Origin of the sequence: Azospirillum oryzae, assembly GCF_900177515.1 — a bacterium.
Lineage (GTDB): Bacteria > Pseudomonadota > Alphaproteobacteria > Azospirillales > Azospirillaceae > Azospirillum > Azospirillum oryzae_A.
This window is the reverse complement of record NZ_FXAK01000007.1, coordinates 2739883-2756226: the sequence shown is the minus strand read 5'-3', so window position 1 is coordinate 2756226 and position 16344 is coordinate 2739883. Positions and strand designations below refer to the sequence as shown.

Annotated in this window: 18 protein-coding genes; 9 read left to right on the top strand and 9 right to left on the bottom strand. The window is 66.6% G+C overall.

Going from position 1 to position 16344, the window contains the following annotated elements; all coding sequences use genetic code 11:
• Positions 1–263 precede the first annotated feature (263 nt).
• Both B9N97_RS25555 and B9N97_RS25550 read right to left on the bottom strand, forming a co-directional pair.
• Positions 264–1184 (bottom strand): replication protein RepA, encoded by a 921-nt coding sequence (locus tag B9N97_RS25555; protein ID WP_085090460.1) that lies wholly within the window; start codon positions 1182–1184, stop codon positions 264–266.
• A 421-nt stretch (positions 1185–1605) separates the two neighbouring features.
• Complete coding sequence (locus B9N97_RS25550) at positions 1606–2445, bottom strand: universal stress protein (RefSeq protein ID WP_085090459.1); 840 nt, start codon at positions 2443–2445, stop codon at positions 1606–1608.
• A gap of 508 nt (positions 2446–2953) precedes the next feature.
• Here B9N97_RS25550 and B9N97_RS25545 point away from each other — a divergent pair.
• Positions 2954–4699, top strand: coding sequence for a putative bifunctional diguanylate cyclase/phosphodiesterase (locus tag B9N97_RS25545; protein ID WP_085090458.1), 1746 nt, complete (start codon positions 2954–2956; stop codon positions 4697–4699).
• Positions 4700–4793: 94 nt separating this feature from the next.
• Here the strand turns inward: B9N97_RS25545 and B9N97_RS25540 are convergent, their stop codons facing one another.
• From B9N97_RS25540 to B9N97_RS25525, 4 genes are all read right to left on the bottom strand, one after another.
• Positions 4794–5261, bottom strand: coding sequence for a protease complex subunit PrcB family protein (locus tag B9N97_RS25540; RefSeq protein WP_085090457.1), 468 nt, complete (start codon positions 5259–5261; stop codon positions 4794–4796).
• 7 nt (positions 5262–5268) lie between these two features.
• On the bottom strand, positions 5269–6450 hold the full coding sequence (locus B9N97_RS25535) for a M20 aminoacylase family protein (RefSeq protein ID WP_085090456.1): 1182 nt from the start codon (positions 6448–6450) through the stop codon (positions 5269–5271).
• Positions 6451–6652: 202 nt separating this feature from the next.
• Positions 6653–6925, bottom strand: a complete 273-nt coding sequence (locus tag B9N97_RS25530) for a DUF1272 domain-containing protein (protein ID WP_085090455.1) — start codon at positions 6923–6925, stop codon at positions 6653–6655.
• A gap of 138 nt (positions 6926–7063) precedes the next feature.
• Positions 7064–7438, bottom strand: coding sequence for a response regulator (locus B9N97_RS25525; protein ID WP_085090454.1), 375 nt, complete (start codon positions 7436–7438; stop codon positions 7064–7066).
• A gap of 246 nt (positions 7439–7684) precedes the next feature.
• Between B9N97_RS25525 and B9N97_RS25520 the strand changes: the two genes are divergently transcribed.
• The 7 genes from B9N97_RS25520 to B9N97_RS25490 all read left to right on the top strand — a co-directional run bounded on the left by B9N97_RS25520 (position 7685) and on the right by B9N97_RS25490 (position 13694).
• Positions 7685–8251, top strand: coding sequence for an invasion associated locus B family protein (locus tag B9N97_RS25520; RefSeq protein WP_085090453.1), 567 nt, complete (start codon positions 7685–7687; stop codon positions 8249–8251).
• A 78-nt stretch (positions 8252–8329) separates the two neighbouring features.
• The gene (rlmN, locus tag B9N97_RS25515; RefSeq protein ID WP_085090452.1) at positions 8330–9499 is read left to right on the top strand and encodes a dual-specificity RNA methyltransferase RlmN; all 1170 of its coding nucleotides are present in this window, start codon (positions 8330–8332) and stop codon (positions 9497–9499) included.
• Between the two features lie 264 nt (positions 9500–9763).
• Complete coding sequence (locus tag B9N97_RS25510; RefSeq protein ID WP_014248979.1) at positions 9764–10027, top strand: hypothetical protein; 264 nt, start codon at positions 9764–9766, stop codon at positions 10025–10027.
• Positions 10028–10304: 277 nt separating this feature from the next.
• Positions 10305–10694, top strand: a complete 390-nt coding sequence (gene sdhC / locus B9N97_RS25505; protein ID WP_085090451.1) for a succinate dehydrogenase, cytochrome b556 subunit — start codon at positions 10305–10307, stop codon at positions 10692–10694.
• An 11-nt stretch (positions 10695–10705) separates the two neighbouring features.
• Entirely contained in the window at positions 10706–11101 is a 396-nt protein-coding gene (sdhD, locus tag B9N97_RS25500) for a succinate dehydrogenase, hydrophobic membrane anchor protein (protein WP_085090450.1), read from the top strand.
• Positions 11102–11106: 5 nt separating this feature from the next.
• Positions 11107–12891 carry a succinate dehydrogenase flavoprotein subunit gene (sdhA, locus tag B9N97_RS25495; RefSeq protein ID WP_085090449.1) on the top strand — a complete coding sequence of 595 codons (1785 nt, stop codon included), beginning with the start codon at positions 11107–11109 and terminating at the stop codon, positions 12889–12891.
• 26 nt (positions 12892–12917) lie between these two features.
• Positions 12918–13694 carry a succinate dehydrogenase iron-sulfur subunit gene (locus B9N97_RS25490; RefSeq protein WP_085090448.1) on the top strand — a complete coding sequence of 259 codons (777 nt, stop codon included), beginning with the start codon at positions 12918–12920 and terminating at the stop codon, positions 13692–13694.
• A gap of 93 nt (positions 13695–13787) precedes the next feature.
• Here the strand turns inward: B9N97_RS25490 and B9N97_RS25485 are convergent, their stop codons facing one another.
• A complete protein-coding gene (locus tag B9N97_RS25485; protein ID WP_085090447.1) occupies positions 13788–13985 on the bottom strand; it encodes a hypothetical protein in 198 nt (65 codons plus the stop codon).
• 230 nt (positions 13986–14215) lie between these two features.
• Here B9N97_RS25485 and B9N97_RS25480 point away from each other — a divergent pair, with 230 nt between their 5' ends.
• A complete protein-coding gene (locus tag B9N97_RS25480; RefSeq protein WP_085090446.1) occupies positions 14216–15064 on the top strand; it encodes a branched-chain amino acid aminotransferase in 849 nt (282 codons plus the stop codon).
• Here the strand turns inward: B9N97_RS25480 and B9N97_RS25475 are convergent.
• Both B9N97_RS25475 and B9N97_RS25470 read right to left on the bottom strand, forming a co-directional pair.
• Entirely contained in the window at positions 15040–15345 is a 306-nt protein-coding gene (locus B9N97_RS25475; protein ID WP_085090445.1) for a hypothetical protein, read from the bottom strand. The genes B9N97_RS25480 and B9N97_RS25475 overlap by 25 nt on opposite strands.
• 276 nt (positions 15346–15621) lie before the next feature.
• The gene (locus B9N97_RS25470; protein WP_085090444.1) at positions 15622–16254 is read right to left on the bottom strand and encodes a S24 family peptidase; all 633 of its coding nucleotides are present in this window, start codon (positions 16252–16254) and stop codon (positions 15622–15624) included.
• Positions 16255–16344: the final 90 nt, after the last annotated feature.

Below are 16344 nucleotides of genomic sequence, written 5' to 3'. Positions count from 1 at the left end.
CCGGTTCGGGAACTGACGGCGATCATAGGGGGAGGGGGAGGGCGGCCCAATGACGTGCGTCAATGGATTGAAGGGTGTGGGGGAAAGCGACCGGGGGACTGTCGTGGGGCTGCACGATGCCGCCTCCCTAACGCTCCCCCACCTTCGGTGGGAGAGGGGACTGCCGCCGCTTTGCGACTGACTCCCTCTCCCACGAAGAGGGGGAGGGTTGGGGAGGGGGCATTCGCAAGCTGACATCCACCGGTCGCTTAACCCCACGGCGCTCACGCCAGCAGGCGGGCGATGGGCGGGCGGCTGGGATGGAGCACGACGCCGTCATCGGCCGGTTCGACCTTGGCATCCGGATAGGCCGCCAGCGCATATTGCAGGGCCTGGACGAAGCGCGGCTTGAAATGCTTCATCTGGTCGTAGCCGGCGCCGAACTGGGCATAGAGCGACGGCCAGGAGATCGGCTGCGGCCGGCTCAGCGAATGCAGCCGGTAGGCCAGCCAGACATAGAGATCGAGGCTGAGCGAACGGTCCTTCAACTGCCGCACTGCCTCCTCCAGCAGCGGCACCGGGTGGTCGCGCAGGGCCTGGAAGAAGGTCTCGTCCAACTGCACCACGTCGTTCCACAGCGTGCCCTGGCGGTCGTCGCCGAGATCGTCGTGGAAGATCAGGCCGCGCTTGACGATGCCGCCCTTCTCGAACACGTCGGCGTCCTCGCCGTCCCAGAAGAACTTCAAGGTGCAGGCGGAAATGCGCAGCGACTGCTCGCGGAAGCCGCGGAAGGTCTCGCCGCCGACGCTGATCCCCATCCGGGTCAGCCAGTCGCGCATGGACCGGCCCAGTTCGACCTCGCGGCGGCCGGTGCGCACCGCCTGGGTCTGCAGATAGATCAGGATCATGCGCGCCCGCGCGCCATAGGGGACGCCGAACAGCTTCATCTTGCCGTTCACCTTCAGACGGCCCGGTTCGACCAGCAGCGTCACCTGATGGCCGCGCTTTTCCCAGGGAACGTCGTCCGCCAGCTTCTTGTGCGGCAGGCTGGTCAGGCAGAAGCCGCTGTAGGTGATTCCGAGATGCTGGTTCTCGTCCGCCAGGATGTCGGCGGCGATGTCCACCAGCGTCCGCTCCTCCGGCCGGACCAGGGCGCGCGCCTTGTCCCGGCCATGTTCGATCACCAGCCTGTGTATGTCGCCCATGGCAGCCTCACCCGGATGTTGTGGCATCCTGGTGAGCGGCGGGCGGTGGAGTCAATGTGGGGTTAGGCGACCGTGCTAGTCGACGGTTAGTTGTTAGACTTATTAGTTGAGTCGCCGCTTATCCCCATGGGGAAAGCCCGAGTCGCGCCGCTTTTCCCCACGATTCCGACGCTTTTCCCCACAGTGAACGGGGTGGAAAAGGGTGCCGGTCGCTTTTCCCCACGGGCGGCGAGGGGGCGACTCGCGCTGGTTGCGGAGGGACTCGGGGGAGGGGCGGTCGCTTAACCCCACGGACGTGGAAACGATGCCCCCTCCCTCCCCCGCCTTGGGCGGGAGAGGGTGAGTTTGCGAAGCGGCGGCTGTTCCCTCTCCCTCGAAGAGGGGGAGGGTTAGGGTGGGGGCATTCGAAGCCGAATCGTCCTCAATGGCTCATCAGCACCGGAATCGTCATGTGCCGCAGCATGAAGCGGGTCATGCCGCCCAGCACCAGTTCGCGGAACCGGGAGCGGCCATAGGCGCCCATCACCAGCAGGTCGCAGCTTTCGTCGGCCGCCATGTTCAGCAGGGTGTCGCCCGGCTCCACCACGTCGGTGGCGACATGGGTCGCCTCGACGCGGCAACCGTGGCGGGACAGGTGGCGGGCGATGTCGGCGCAGGGCTCGTCGCCCAGGCCGTCCATGCCGGGCTTCGGATTGGCGGCCATCACCACCACGCGCTTGGCGGCGGTCAGCAGGGGCAGGGCGTCGCCGACGGCGCGGGCCGCCTCGCGGCTGCCGTTCCAGCCGACCAGGATCCGCTCTCCGATGGTGGCGAAGCGGCCGGCATAGGGCACGACCAGAAGCGGCCGGCCGCATTCGAACAGTAGGTCGGCCGGCTGGGCGACGGGCTGGTCGCGGTCGCGCTCCGGATCGGGCTGGCCCACCACGATCAGGTCGGCATAACGGCCGCGAACCGCGGCGGTGATGGTCGGATCGCCTTCCTGCGCCAGCCATTCGGACCGGTCGGTCAGGCCATGGTGGCGCATGGCGTCGTCGAAGGCCGCCGCCATCCGGTCCGTCTGGTCCTTGCGGCTCTGCCGGCGGCTGTCGCGCAACTCCTGCGGGATTTCGGCTTCGATATAGCCGGGGAACACCATGTCGGTGAAGGCATAGAGGGCGGTCAGATGCGCATCGCACCGGGTCGCGATCCGCGCCGCAAGGTCGAGACGTGCCGCGGACGCGGGCGTATCATCGACGACGACCAGGAAGTCCTTGAGAGCCATGGCGTGATTCCTGCCCAATTTGTGAGCGTTGCCGTTATCGTCGGGGGGTGTACGACCATGCGGTGCCGATCGGGGCGGCATCCCCAGCCGCGTTGGCCCCACTTGTATTGGCAGTATAAATCCGACCGGCCCGGCCGCCGCCTTTCCATTCCAGGGCACAGCCATGCCCTTGCCGCGTTCCTGCACTGCACAAAAGCGACCTGAGGTCGGATTTCCGATCAAGCTTGCAATCCCAGGCCGCAAGTGGTGTGACAAAGAACGCAGATAAATCCAACGCTCTTACTCTGCGGAACGGAAAACCCGGATTGTGTGCTTTGTTTTGCTGCAACCGCGACTTGAATGAATACCATGATATGCCCATGGTCATCACCATGTGTCTCCGTTGCATCGCCTGTAGAAATGTCCAAGCTCTGTTGCACTATGGCAGCTTTGGTTTTGACGGGCGGGTGACACTTCGCGTAAGTGTTGGGTATCGATTTCCTGATGAGTACCCCACTCTATCCTCGCCATGAGTCCAGATCCCCGAATCTCCGCGCTGGCCGACGCTTTATCGGGTGCCGCTTCCGGTGCGCCGGGGCTTGACGCCCTGCGTCAGATTCTCGACGCCATGACGGTGAAGGTGGCGTTGATGGACCCGCAGCGGCGGCACATCTACGCCAACCGCGCCTATCTGGAGATGATGGGGACGACGCTGGACAAGGCGGTCGGCGGCACCATCGGCGAGCTTTTGGGGCCGGATCTGCTCCGCAACACACAGGGCGCCGCCGAGCGCGCGCTGGCGGGCGAGACGGTGCAGACCGAAGGCTGGATCACCCAGGCCGACGGCCAGCAGCGCTACGTGATGCGGCTGCACGCGCCGCACCGGGCGGAAGACGGCGCCATCACCGGCTATTTCGTCATCCTGCAGGACATGACCGAGCGACGGCAGGTGCAGGACGACCTGTTCCGCCTCGCCTACTACGACCCGGTGACCGGACTCGCAAACCGCCTGATGCTGCTGAAGCACATGGCGGACTATCGCAACATGGGCGAGCCCTTCACGCTCGTCATCCTGGACATCGACCGCTTCGCCGAAATCCGCAGCAGCATGGGGCAGGGTTTCGCCAACGAGCTGCTGGACGGCCTGGCGCAGCGCATGGCGGCGCAGGCCGCGGCCTTCGACCTGATCGCGCGCGTCAGCGACCATGCCTTCGCCATGCTGGCCGGCGGCGTCTGCGACCGGCCGGCGCTGGAAAGCTCCATCGAGGAGCTGGCGGCGGTGGTGCGCTCGGCCCGCTCCAGTTCCGGCGGCACCGTATTCCTGTCCGCCAGCATCGGCGTCGCTATCTCGATGCCGACGCACGAGCGTCCCGACGATGTGCTGCGCGATGCCGAGATCGCAACCGCCCGCGCCCGCGAGCAGGGCGGCGGGCGGCAGGCCTGGTTCGATCCGGCGATGCATTCCCATGTGGTCGAGCAGGTGCGGCTGGAGCACGATCTGCGCGGCGCGCTGGACAGCGGCAGCGACCTGTGGGTCGCCTACCAGCCGATCGTCGAGATGGTGACCGGCGGTCTGGCGGGGTTCGAGGCGCTGATGCGCTGGACCCATCCCGAACGCGGCAACATTCCGCCCGGCATCTTCATCCCGATCGCCGAGAGCACGGGTCTGGTGGTATCGCTCGGCACCTGGGTATTGCGGCAGGCCTGCCTGCAGATCGCTGAGTGGCAGGATCGCCGCGAACCGGGGTCCGCCCCGCTGTTCATGAGCGTCAACCTGTCCAGCCACCAGCTGTCCGACCCCAACTTCGTCCAGGTCGTGCGCGAGGTCCTGCGCGAAACCGGGGTGGAGCCGTCCTGGATCAAGCTGGAGCTGACGGAAAGCGCGGTGATGGACAAGGCGGAACAGTCGATCCGCCTGCTGCGCGACCTGCGGGCGCTGGGCATCAAGCTGTCGATCGACGATTTCGGCACCGGCTATTCGTCGCTGTCCTACCTGCACAAGCTGCCGATCGACAGCCTGAAGGTCGACCGCTCCTTCGTCTCGGCCATGCACCAGTCGGAGGAAAACCGCGCCATCGTCCGCATCATCATGGATCTGGCGCGCCTGTTGGGTTTCGATGTGATCGCCGAGGGCATCGAGACCAGCGCCGACGCCAACCTGCTGCGCGCGCTGGCCTGCGACTATGGCCAGGGCTACCATTTCGCCCGCCCGCTGCCGTCGGCGGAGGCGGGCAAGCTGGTCGGCGGGGAGTTGCCGTGGCGGATGCCGCAGTGAGGGGTGGTTTGGTCGCGTTGGGAGTGGTTTAGCGGTGCCCCATCCCCCTCTCCCTCGAAGAGGGGGAGGGGCAATAGGCCTCCGTCTCCCGACCTCACTTCCCCCGAACGAACTTCGGCGTACCCGCCGCGCTGGGCAGCAGGCGGATGGCGTAGGGGCTGGTGCGCATCTGCGCCACCGCTTGGGCCGGGCCCGGCACGCTCTCGTGATAGCCGACGATCAGGTCGGCGCCCTTCTGCTGCACGCTGTCGATGGCGACGCCGTAGCCGGCCGTATCGCGCGGCCCCAGGAAGACCGCCACCGCCATCCGGCCGCCGGGCAGGGAGGACGGGGCCGGCTCCCCAACCCGCGCCCACAAGGCGCTCCATTCGCCGGCGTCGCGGGCGACGACATAGGCGCGTTCGGCCGCGCTGCTGTGATCGCCCTGCCAGCCGGTGCCGGCCTCCGCCTGGGCCGGCAGAAGGTTGCCGTCGGCACGGTCGTTGCCGCCCTGGCAGGCGGCCAGAAACAGCGCGGGCGTGAACAGCAGCGGGATCAGGCGGAGGCGGAACGGCATCTTCATGGGACGGTCAGGCGCTCCGCGGCAGGATCGTCTCGACCAGCGACGCCCAATAGCTGGCGCCGGTGGTCAGGATCGCGTCGTTGAAGTCGTAGTGCGGGTTGTGCAGGCGGCAGGAGGGCCCGCGATGTCCGCCATGGCCAAGCCAGATGTAGGCGCCCGGCCGCTCCTTCAGCATATAGCCGAAATCCTCCGCCGCCATGGTCGGGTCGGGGGCCCAGACCACATTCTCCTCGCCCACCACCTTGGCCGCCGCGGCCGCTGCGATGCGCGCCTCGGGCTCGCTGTTCACCGTGGCGGGATAGCCGGGACGGAAGCGCAGTTCTGCCTTGGCGCCCAGCCCCTCGGCGATGCTGGAGACGAGGCGGGCGAACTGTTCCTGGATGCGGCGGTGGTTCTCTTCCGAGAAGGTACGCATGGTGCCGAGCATCCGTGCGCTGTCGGGGATGACGTTGGCCGCGGTCCCGGCCTCCACCACCGTGATCGACACCACCGCACTGTCGGCCGGGTTGGTGCCGCGGCTGACCAGGCTCTGCGCCGCGGTGATGATGTGGGCCGACACCAGCACCGGGTCGATGCCGCGGTGGGGCATGGCGGCGTGGGCGCCGTGGCCGGTCACATGAATTTCGAACTGGTTGGCCGCCGCCATCACCGGGCCGGGATGCACGGCGATCTGGCCGGCCGGCAGCTCCGGCCAATTGTGCAGGCCATAGACCTGCTCGCAGTCGAACTGCCGGAACAGCCCGTCCTCGATCATCCGCTTTGCACCGCCCAGCCCTTCCTCGGCCGGCTGGAAGATGAAGTGGACGGTGCCGTCGAAGTTGCGCGTCTCCGCCAGATAGCGGGCGGCGCCCAGCAGCATCGTCGTGTGCCCGTCATGGCCACAGGCGTGCATTTTGCCGGCATGGCGCGAGGCATGGTCGAAGTCGTTGGCCTCCGGCATCGGCAGCGCGTCCATGTCGGCGCGCAGGCCGATGGTCCGGCCGCTGCCGGTCCCCAGCCCCTTCAGGGTGCCGACCACCCCGGTCCCGCCCAGGCCGCGATGCACCGTGATGCCGAATTCCGTCAGCTTCGCGGCGACGATGTCGGAGGTGCGCTTCTCCTCGAACCCCAGTTCCGGGTGGGCATGGATGTCGCGCCGCCACGCGGTCATGTCGTCCTGGAAGGCGGCGATGCGGTTGTTGATCGGCATGTCTCTAACGTCTGGTTGGAACGGCCGGATGGCGTTCGGGGGAACTGGCGGGAGAAGGTGGCAAAGAACAGTGGATGGGCAAGGAAGATGGGGCGTTCGGCCGGAACCGGCCAGATCGGGGCGGGTTCTCCCGGACTTGGCGGCGCCAGTCTGGCCGATTTGTGTGGCGAACGCCAGCGGCAGCAAGGAGCAATTCCGGGACTTAAAACGGTGCGGCTCCGCCGCTGGTGAACAGCGCGGCGCAGCCGTCGGGCTTGACGATCCGCGTGGTAGACGGCGGGCTGGCCACCAGTTTCGACGCCGGACGGATCGGCCGCCGTACCAGCTCGCCCCCGCAGTTCGGGCAGCGCTCCCCCGGCAGACGGGCGCGGCAGTCGGCGCAGAAGGTGCACTCGAAGGAGCAGATATAGGCGTCCGTCGCGTCCGGCGGCAGGTCGCGGTCGCAGCATTCGCAGTTGGGGCGCAGGTCCAGCATGGCGTGGTCTCCGGTTCAGGGATGCGCCATGGAGGATAGCGGGAGTTTCGGCGGCCGGTGAGTGGCGTGAATGCCGATGGGCGTCAAGATCCTGCCAAAGCGTTGCGCCCTGATCGGGAGACGCCAACGATAGGCGGTTCAGCCCGCGACGAGCGCCGCCAGGACTTCGGACGCCAGCAGGCTGGGATTGACCGGCTTGGCGATGACACGGGTCACGCCCAGCTTGGCGAAGGCGGCGGAGGTCAGTTGGGACGGCACCTTGTCGTCGATGGCCGACAGGATGACCACAGGCATTTCCGGACGCAGGGAGCGGGCGGCCTTGATCACCTCGAACCCGTCATGGTCCGGCATGATGATGTCGGTCAGGACAAGGTCGAATTTCTGCACATACAGGATGCCGATGGCCTCCGTGGCGCCGGCGCACAGGGTCAGCTCATGACCTTCGCGCGTCAGGATCGCGCGGATCAGGTTGCGCGTGACCGGATCGTCGTCAACCACAAGCAGCTTGGCCATGCCAGTTCCCGTCGCCCAGTTCCAGTCATTTGGATGCCGCGCGCAGATATAGCCTGAACTTCGGCATAAGCCAGAGGTCCTAGTCAACAGTACGGGCGCCATTCTGCGTGTCAAAATGTCACGCAGTGTCCAGCCCACGCTGTGAGAAACAGACCGGTTCCGGTCCGCCGGCCTTGGAATGCGTTGTCCGATTGGGGTAGTGTCCGCCCGCACCCCACGGACCAACAACGAGCAGACGCAAGACCGATGTTGCTTCCCAACGCCGTCCGCCGAATTGCCGGGGCCGCCTTTGCCGGTTCTGTCCTGTCCACCGTTTTCGCCGCCGCGCTTTTCGCCTCCGGCATGGCCGCCGCGCCGGCCGCCGCGGCCGATCCGCGCCATCTCGGCACCTTCAAGGACTGGAACGCTTTCGTGTTCGAGGAGAAGGGGCAGAAGGTCTGCTACATCTCCAGCCAGCCCAAGAAGACGGAGCCGAAGGCGAAGCGCGGCGACATCTATACGCTGGTCACCCACCGTCCGGCCGAAAAGGCCCTGGACGTCGTCAGCGTCATCGTCGGCTATCCGTTCAAGAAGGGCAGCGAGGCCGAGGTTGACATCGACGGCAAGGACTTCAAGCTGTTCACCGACGGCGAGACCGCCTGGGCTCGCGATGCCGACGGCGACCGCGCCGTGACCGCGGCGATGCGTGACGGCAAGCAGATGGTGGTGAAGGGCGTGTCCAGCCGCGGCACCAAGACCACCGACACCTACAGCCTGACCGGCGTCAGCCAAGCCTATGACGCCATCAACGAGGCCTGCGGCGTGAAGCGCTGATCGTCACAGCACTTTACTCGGTCTTTTTCCCCTCGAGTCTTTTGACTCCGCGCGCGCATGGCCCTATGTAGTGGGGCCATGAGCGCCTCCAATCATGCCTCCGCCTTCGTTCCGCCGGCGACCGATGCCGACGGACGCAAGAACCTTGTCGGCCTGTCCCGCGAAGAGCTGGAAGCCGAGATGCTGTCGATCGGCCTGGAAAAATTCCGGGCGCGCCAGCTCTGGCACTGGATCTATCACCGCGGCTCCACCGATTTCGCCGAGATGACCACGCTGGCCAAGCCGGTGCGGGAAAAGCTGGCCGACGTCTACATCGTGGCGCGGCCGACGGTGGTGAAGGACCTGAAGTCGGCGGACGGCACCCGCAAGTGGCTGCTGCGCATGCCCGACGGGCAAGAGGTGGAGAGCGTCCACATTCCCGAGGAGGACCGCGGCACGCTCTGCGTCTCCTCCCAGGTCGGCTGCACGCTGACCTGCCGCTTCTGCCACACCGGCACGCAGCGTCTGGTGCGCAATCTCGATTCGGCGGAGATCGTGGCGCAGGTGATGCTGGCGCGCGACATGCTGGGCGAATGGCCGGCGCCGCCCGACGGGCGCATGCTGTCCAACATCGTCATGATGGGCATGGGCGAACCGCTGTTCAATTACGACAACGTCGCCAAGGCGTTGAAGATCGTGATGGACGGCGACGGCATCTCGATCTCCAAGCGGCGCATCACGCTGTCGACCTCCGGCGTCGTGCCGATGATGGAACGCTGCGGCGAGGAGCTGAACGTCAACCTCGCGGTCAGCCTGCATGCGGTGACCGACGAGCTGCGCGACATCATCATGCCCATCAACCGCAAATATCCGCTGCGGGATCTGATGGAGGCCTGCCGCAATTACCCCGGCCTGTCGAATGCCCGGCGCATCACCTTCGAGTATGTGATGCTGAAGGGGATCAACGACACGCCGGCCGATGCGCGGGCGCTGGTGAAGCTGCTGGAAGGCATACCGGCCAAGATCAACCTGATCCCCTTCAACGAATGGCCGGGTGCGCCGTACGAGCGCTCGACCGCGCGGGCGATCCAGGTCTTCGGCGACATCGTCAACAACGCCGGCTATGCCAGCCCCGTCCGCACCCCGCGCGGCGAGGACATCATGGCCGCCTGCGGCCAGCTGAAGAGCGCCAGCCTGCGCCTGACCGCAGCCGAACGCGCCGCCATCGCCAACGTCATCGCGGAGAAGGACGCGGCGCTGGTGTCGTGAGGGCCGATTGCCAAGCATCGGCTGCGACATTCAGGATTGACCCGGATTTCAAGGTCTTGTTCTCACTTACGGATGGTCCATCTCCGCATCTTCGGGAATGGCTGACATCCATGTGGCCGGCGTTGAAATCCGGGCAATCGCCGTCCATCTCTTCTTTATATCAAGGCTTTCCGAAAAGCCTGCAGCCGCCGGGAATTGCGGACGGCGCCGTGCTGTGACAGGGTGACGCCACTCCCGCCAACCAGACCCGGCCCCAGCATCGGCATGCCCGCCCCCATCGAGGACATCATCGCCAAGGCGATCAAGGACGCCGACAAGTCCTTCTTCAACGAGGATTACGCCAAGCAGGCGAAGGCCGTGACCGCCGCGCTGAAGAAGGCGGGGTACGAGGTGGCGCCGGTGAAGCCGCCGCCGGGTCTGGTCGAATGGGCCAAGGACAACATTCCGTTCGGCCGTCTTAGGCCCGCGGAACTGATTACGCAGATGTACTCGATGATGGTCGAGAACGTGCGCCGCTTCGACAAGTAGCGGGGAGCCAAGCGCGGCGGCCTGGGACTGGCCTCATTCGCTGGTAATACCACAGAACCGGAAGGCCGTTTCTTTTCAGCCACTTCCCGCGCTGCGCCAAAATCGTCACACCAGCACTTTCGGCCACCCCCCGCCGTTGACTCGGCTGCTGCGGGAGCGTAATTCATTGCGCCAACCAATAGGACGGGACAGCCGTCTTAAAAAGGGCACGCACCACCCAGCCGCCGCGGCAATCGTCATGTTGCGCCGCGTCCGGCCGCGAACAGAGGACGACGCAATGGCAAACGGCAGCGGTCGGCCGCTCTCCCCGCACCTTCAAGTCTACAAACTCCCGTTGACCGCAGTCATGTCCATCACGCACCGCATCACGGGCGTCGGGCTGGCTGTCGGCACGCTTCTGCTGGTCTGGTGGCTGGTCGCCGCCGCCGCCGGTCCGGAGGCGTTTGCGCGCGCGCAGGGCTTCATCGGGTCGTTCTTCGGCCTGCTGCTGATGTTCGGCTGGTCGGCGGCGCTGTACTACCACCTGTGCAACGGCATCCGCCATCTGGTCTGGGACGCCGGCAAGGCGTTCGAGCTGACCGATGCCGACCGCAACAACAAGGTCGTCCTCGGCGCGACGGCGGTGCTGACCGTGCTGACCTGGATCGTCGGCTTGGCCGTGTGGTGAGGAGATAAGACATGGCGTCCAATAGCAAGACCCTCCGTTCGCCGCTGCAGGTCGCGCGCGGTCTGGGTTCCGCCAAGCATGGCACCGAACACTGGTGGTCGCAGCGCCTGACGTCGATCGCCCTGGTCCCGCTGACCGTCTGGTTCGTCTTCGGCGTCATCGGCCATCTCGGTGCCGGTCATGCCGAATTCATCGCCTGGATGAAGTCGCCCTTCTCGGCCGTGATGATGGTCCTCACCGCCGTGGTCACCTTCCACCACGCCCAATCCGGACTGCAGGTGGTCATCGAGGACTACGTGAACGTCGAATGGCAGAAGATGGCGCTGATCATCGGCGTCAAGTTCCTGTCCTTCGCCCTGGCGGCGGCCTGCGTGCTGGCCGTCGTGAAGATCTTCATCGGAGCCTGACGACCATGGCGACCGCCTACAACATCATCGACCACACCTATGACGTCGTCGTCGTCGGCGCCGGCGGCGCCGGTCTGCGCGCCACCTTCGGCATGGCCGAAAAGGGACTGAAGACCGCTTGCATCACCAAGGTGTTCCCGACCCGCTCGCACACCGTGGCGGCGCAGGGCGGCATCTCGGCCGCGCTCGGCAACATGGGCGAGGACGACTGGCGCTACCACATGTACGACACCGTGAAGGGGTCGGACTGGCTGGGCGACCAGGACGCCATCGAGTACATGTGCCGCGAGGCAATCCCGGCGATCATCGAGCTGGAGCATTATGGCGTGCCCTTCTCGCGCACGCCGGAAGGCAAGATCTACCAGCGCGCCTTCGGCGGCATGACCGCGCAGTACGGCAAGACCCAGGCCTACCGGACCTGCGCCGCCGCCGACCGCACCGGCCACGCCATCCTGCACACGCTCTACCAGCAGTCGCTGAAGCATGAGGCGGAGTTCTTCGTCGAATACTTCGCGCTCGACCTCATCATGGAGGACGGCGTCTGCAAGGGCGTGCTGGCCTGGAACCTGGACGACGGCACGCTGCACCGCTTCCGCGGCCAGATGGTCGTGCTGGCGACCGGCGGCTACGGCCGCGCCTATTTCTCGGCGACCTCGGCCCACACCTGCACCGGCGACGGCGGCGGCATGATCCTGCGCGCCGGCCTGCCGCTGCAGGACATGGAGTTCGTGCAGTTCCACCCGACCGGCATCTACGGCTCCGGCTGCCTCATCACCGAGGGCGTGCGCGGCGAGGGCGGATACCTGACCAACTCCAACGGCGAGCGCTTCATGGAGCGCTATGCCCCGTCGGCCAAGGATCTGGCGTCGCGCGACGTCGTGTCCCGCTCGATGACCATCGAGATCCGCGAAGGCCGCGGCGTGGGTGAGCACAAGGACCACATCCACCTGCACCTGGAGCACCTGCCGCCGGAGATCATCCACCAGCGCCTGCCCGGCATCGCCGAGACGGCCAAGATCTTCGCCGGCGTGGACGTGACCAAGGAGCCGATCCCGGTTCTGCCGACCGTCCACTACAACATGGGCGGCATCCCGACCAACGTTCACTGCGAGGTTCTGTCGCCGACCGCTTCGAACCCGGACCAGGTGGTCCCGGGCCTGATGGCGATCGGCGAGGCCGCCTGCGTGTCGGTCCACGGCGCCAACCGCCTGGGCTCCAACTCGCTGCTCGATCTGGTGGTGTTCGGCCGCGCGGCCGCCATCCGCGCCGCCGAGGTCGTCCAGCCGGGCAAGGCTCCTTCGGTCAAGGCCGACAGCTGCGACAAGGCGCTGGAGCGGTTCGACCGCATCCGCAACGCCAAGGGCACGATCAAGTCGGCCGACCTGCGGCTGGAGATGCAGCGGACGATGCAGAACAACTGCGCCGTCTTCCGCACCGGCGAGGTCCTGGACGAGGGCGTGAAGAAGATCGACGCCGTCTATGCCAAGAAGGGCGAGATGGCGATCTCCGATCGCACGCTGGTCTGGAACTCCGATCTGGTCGAGGCGCTGGAGCTGGACAATCTCCTGGGCCAGGCGGTCGCCACCCTGCACTCCGCCCAGAACCGTCCGGAAAGCCGCGGCGCGCATGCCCGCGAGGACTATCCGAACCGCGACGACGAAGGCTGGATGAAGCACACCGTCATCTGGGTCGCGGACAACGGCGAGACGAAGATCGATTACCGCCCGGTCCACATGTACACCCTGACCGACGAGGTCGAGGTCTTCCCGCCCAAGGCCCGCGTGTACTAAGGCCCGCCGGATAAAGGAAATCAGCCATGGTTGAATTCAACCTGCCAGCCAACTCCAAGGTCGGCGTCGGCAAGACCGTCAACGTCGCGAACGGCGCCAAGCGGGCCAAGACCTTCAAGATCTACCGCTGGAACCCTGAGGACGGCCAGAACCCGCGCGTCGACTCCTACGTGGTCGACCTCGACAAGTTCGGGCCGATGATCCTCGACGCGATCATCTACATCAAGAACCAGGTCGACAGCACCCTGACCTTCCGCCGGTCCTGCCGCGAGGGCATCTGCGGGTCGTGCGCGATGAACATCGACGGCACGAACACGCTGGCCTGCCTGAAGGCGATCGACGAGGTTCCGGGCGACGTCAAGATCTACCCGCTGCCGCACATGCCGGTGGTGAAGGATCTGGTCCCCGACCTGAAGCACATCTATGCCCAGCTCGCCTCGATCAAGCCGTGGCTGCAGACCCAGTCGCCGGCCCCGAGCCGCGAGCGCCTGCAGTCGCCGGAGGACCGCGCCAAGCTGGACGGCCTCTACGAGTGCATCCTGTGCTTCTGCTGCTCGACCTCCTGCCCCAGCTACTGGTGGAACGGCGACCGCTATCTCGGCCCGTCGATCCTGCTCCAGGCCTATCGCTGGATCGCCGACAGCCGCGACGAGATGACGGGCGAGCGCCTCGACAACCTCGAGGACCCGTTCCGCCTCTATCGCTGCCACACCATCATGAACTGCACCAAGGCGTGCCCGAAGGGTCTGAACCCCGCCAAGGCCATCGCCGAGATCAAGAAGCTGATGGTCGTGCGCCGCTGACCGCGAAGAGCGGTCGTTTTCCGCTGATCGCGGAGAGCGTTTGCGACAAGGAAAAGGCGCCCCTTCGGGGGCGCCTTTTTCGTTTGTGCGGGGTCAGACGAAGTCCGGATCGGTGGGCCGCGACGGCGGCAGGTCGTTGCCGGGAACCGGGCTGTCGGTGGTGCCGGGGCCGCCGGGGTCGGGCAGGTCGGGATTGTCGGTGCCCGGCAGGTCGGTGCCGGGAATGTCCTCGTGCGGGCCGGGGAACGGATTGGGCGGGGCGGCGCTGAGGCCGGGTTCGGTGATCGGCATGCGATGGGTCCTCTCCGTCGATTGGTCGCGGTCGTGCGCTCCCCTGTATCAACGGCCGAGTCCGCAATCCGCTCCCTCGCACGGGACGATTGCATGCGGACCGGTTGACCGGCGGCGGCGAGGGGGTATGCTCTTCGGGAGATCACCAACGACGACGAACCACGAATGGGCGGTGCCGGCCGGCGGCGCCCAGCGTATGGACACATTTTCTTGTCAGGGAAGGACCAATCATGGGCGGCATGGCAGGCCAGGCGTGGAGCTGGATCCAGGGCGAATGGATGGAGGGCAATCCGCCCATCGTCGGACCGCTGTCCCACACGCTGTGGCTCTCTTCGACGGTCTTCGACGGCGCACGCGCCTTCCAGGGCGTGGCCCCCGACCTCGACCTGCATTGCGCCCGCGCCATCCGCTCGGCCCAGGTGATGGGGCTGGAGCCGATGGTCACCGCCGGCGAGATCGAGGAGCTGTGCTGGGACGGCATCCGCCGCTTCCCCAAGGAAGCCGAGCTGTACATCCGCCCGATGTTCTACGCCGATGACGGATTCGTCGCCCCGGCGCCGGAGAGCACGCGCTTCGTCCTGTCGATCTACGAGGACCCGCTGCCGCAGCCGACCGGCTTCGCCGCCTGCATCTCCACCCGCCGCCGCCCGATCCCGACCATGGCCCCGACCGAGGCCAAGGCCGCCTGCCTCTATCCCAACGCCGGCATGGCGCTGACCGAGGCGCGCAAGCGCGGCTTCCAGAACGCCATCATGCTGGACGCCATCGGCAATGTGGCGGAGTTCGCCACCTCCAACATCTTCATCGCCAAGGACGGCGTCGTGCGCACCCCGGTGCCGAACGGCTGCTTCCTGAACGGCATCACCCGCCAGCGCATCATCGCCCTGCTGCGGGGCGACGGCGTGACGGTGGAGGAATGCACCCTGACCCCGCGGGATGTGCTGGAGGCCGACGAGGTCTTCTCCACCGGCAACCACGCCAAATGCGTGCCGGTGATCAAGGTGGAGGACCGGAGCCTCGCCGCGGGTCCGATCTTCCAGCGGGCGCGGGCGCTTTATTGGGAATACGCCTTCCGCTGATCGAGCAGTGCCACCGCGGCCCCGCGGTGATGGGCCAGCGTGGCGGCCAAGCGGGCCAGCCACGCATCGGTCCGGCAGGTGGTCGCGCTCAGGGCGCCGCGACGCCGGGCCGCGGCGAGCCGCGCTTCGGCCGCGAGGGTGCTGTGCAGATGGAGTTTTGCGGCGCGTTTGACGGCATTGGCGCGGGCAGGGCCGCCAAGCAGGGCGGTGCGAAGCTCGGGCTTCGGTGTCGGGCCGTCATGGGTGCGGTGAAGGCTGTCCAGGCGGGCGGCGCGGTCCATGGGATGGACGTTAGCGCCTGCCCGGAAGGCGGTAAAGGTAAATTTTCCTAGGAAGAATTAGGGTATGGAGAGGCATTGCCCCCTCCCTAACCCTCCCCCGCTCTCAGCGGACCTACGGTCCGCCTGTCGCGTCAGCACAAAGCGAGGCTTTGTGCGAGAGCTTTGCGGGAGAGGGGACTGCCGCCGCTCCGTTGGATAACTCCCGCAAGCGTTCTACCCCCTCTCCCTCGAAGAGGGGGAGGGATGGGGAGGGGGCAACCGAAGCCGAACCCTATCTCACTGGCTCGCCCAGATGATCCGTGCCATCCAGGCGACGTCCGCCATCGGGATGCTGCGGTCGGGGTGGGCGCGGTTGATCGACAGCAGTTCGATCTTGGTCGCCGTCTCGCGGATCAGCTGCTTGGCCATCACCTCGCCGCCCTTGGTGCGGACGACGACGCGGTCGTTGCGGCGGATCTGTGCGGCGGGGGAGACGATGATGGTGTCGCCGTCGCGATAAACCGGCTCCATGCTGTCGCCGGAGATCTCCAGCGCATAGGCGTGCGGGTCGCCAAGGCTGGGGAACAGCAGTTCGTCCCAGCCGCTGCCGGCGGGGAAACCGGCGTCGTCGAAATAGCCGGCCGATCCGGCCTGGGCATAGCCGATCACCGGAACCCGCTGCAGCGGGGCGGTTCCGGCGCCGTCACCGACCAGCGACACGAATTCCGACAGCGACGCGCCGGTGGCGTCCAGCACCTTCGAGATGCTTTCCGTCGAGGGCCAGCGCAGCTTGCCGTCGTTGGTCGTGCGCTTGCTCTTGTTGAAGGTGGTCGGGTCCAGTCCGGCGCGCCGCGCCAGCCCGGAGGCGGAGAGCCCGTGCTGCGCCGCAAGACGGTCGATGGCCCGCCAGATGTCCGTGTGTTTCAGCATGGGACGATAATCTCATAAAGTAGCGACAGCGTCCCTAGGAACTTTTTCATAAACCTGTTGACCGCATGCGTCGGGCGGAACATAACGCAA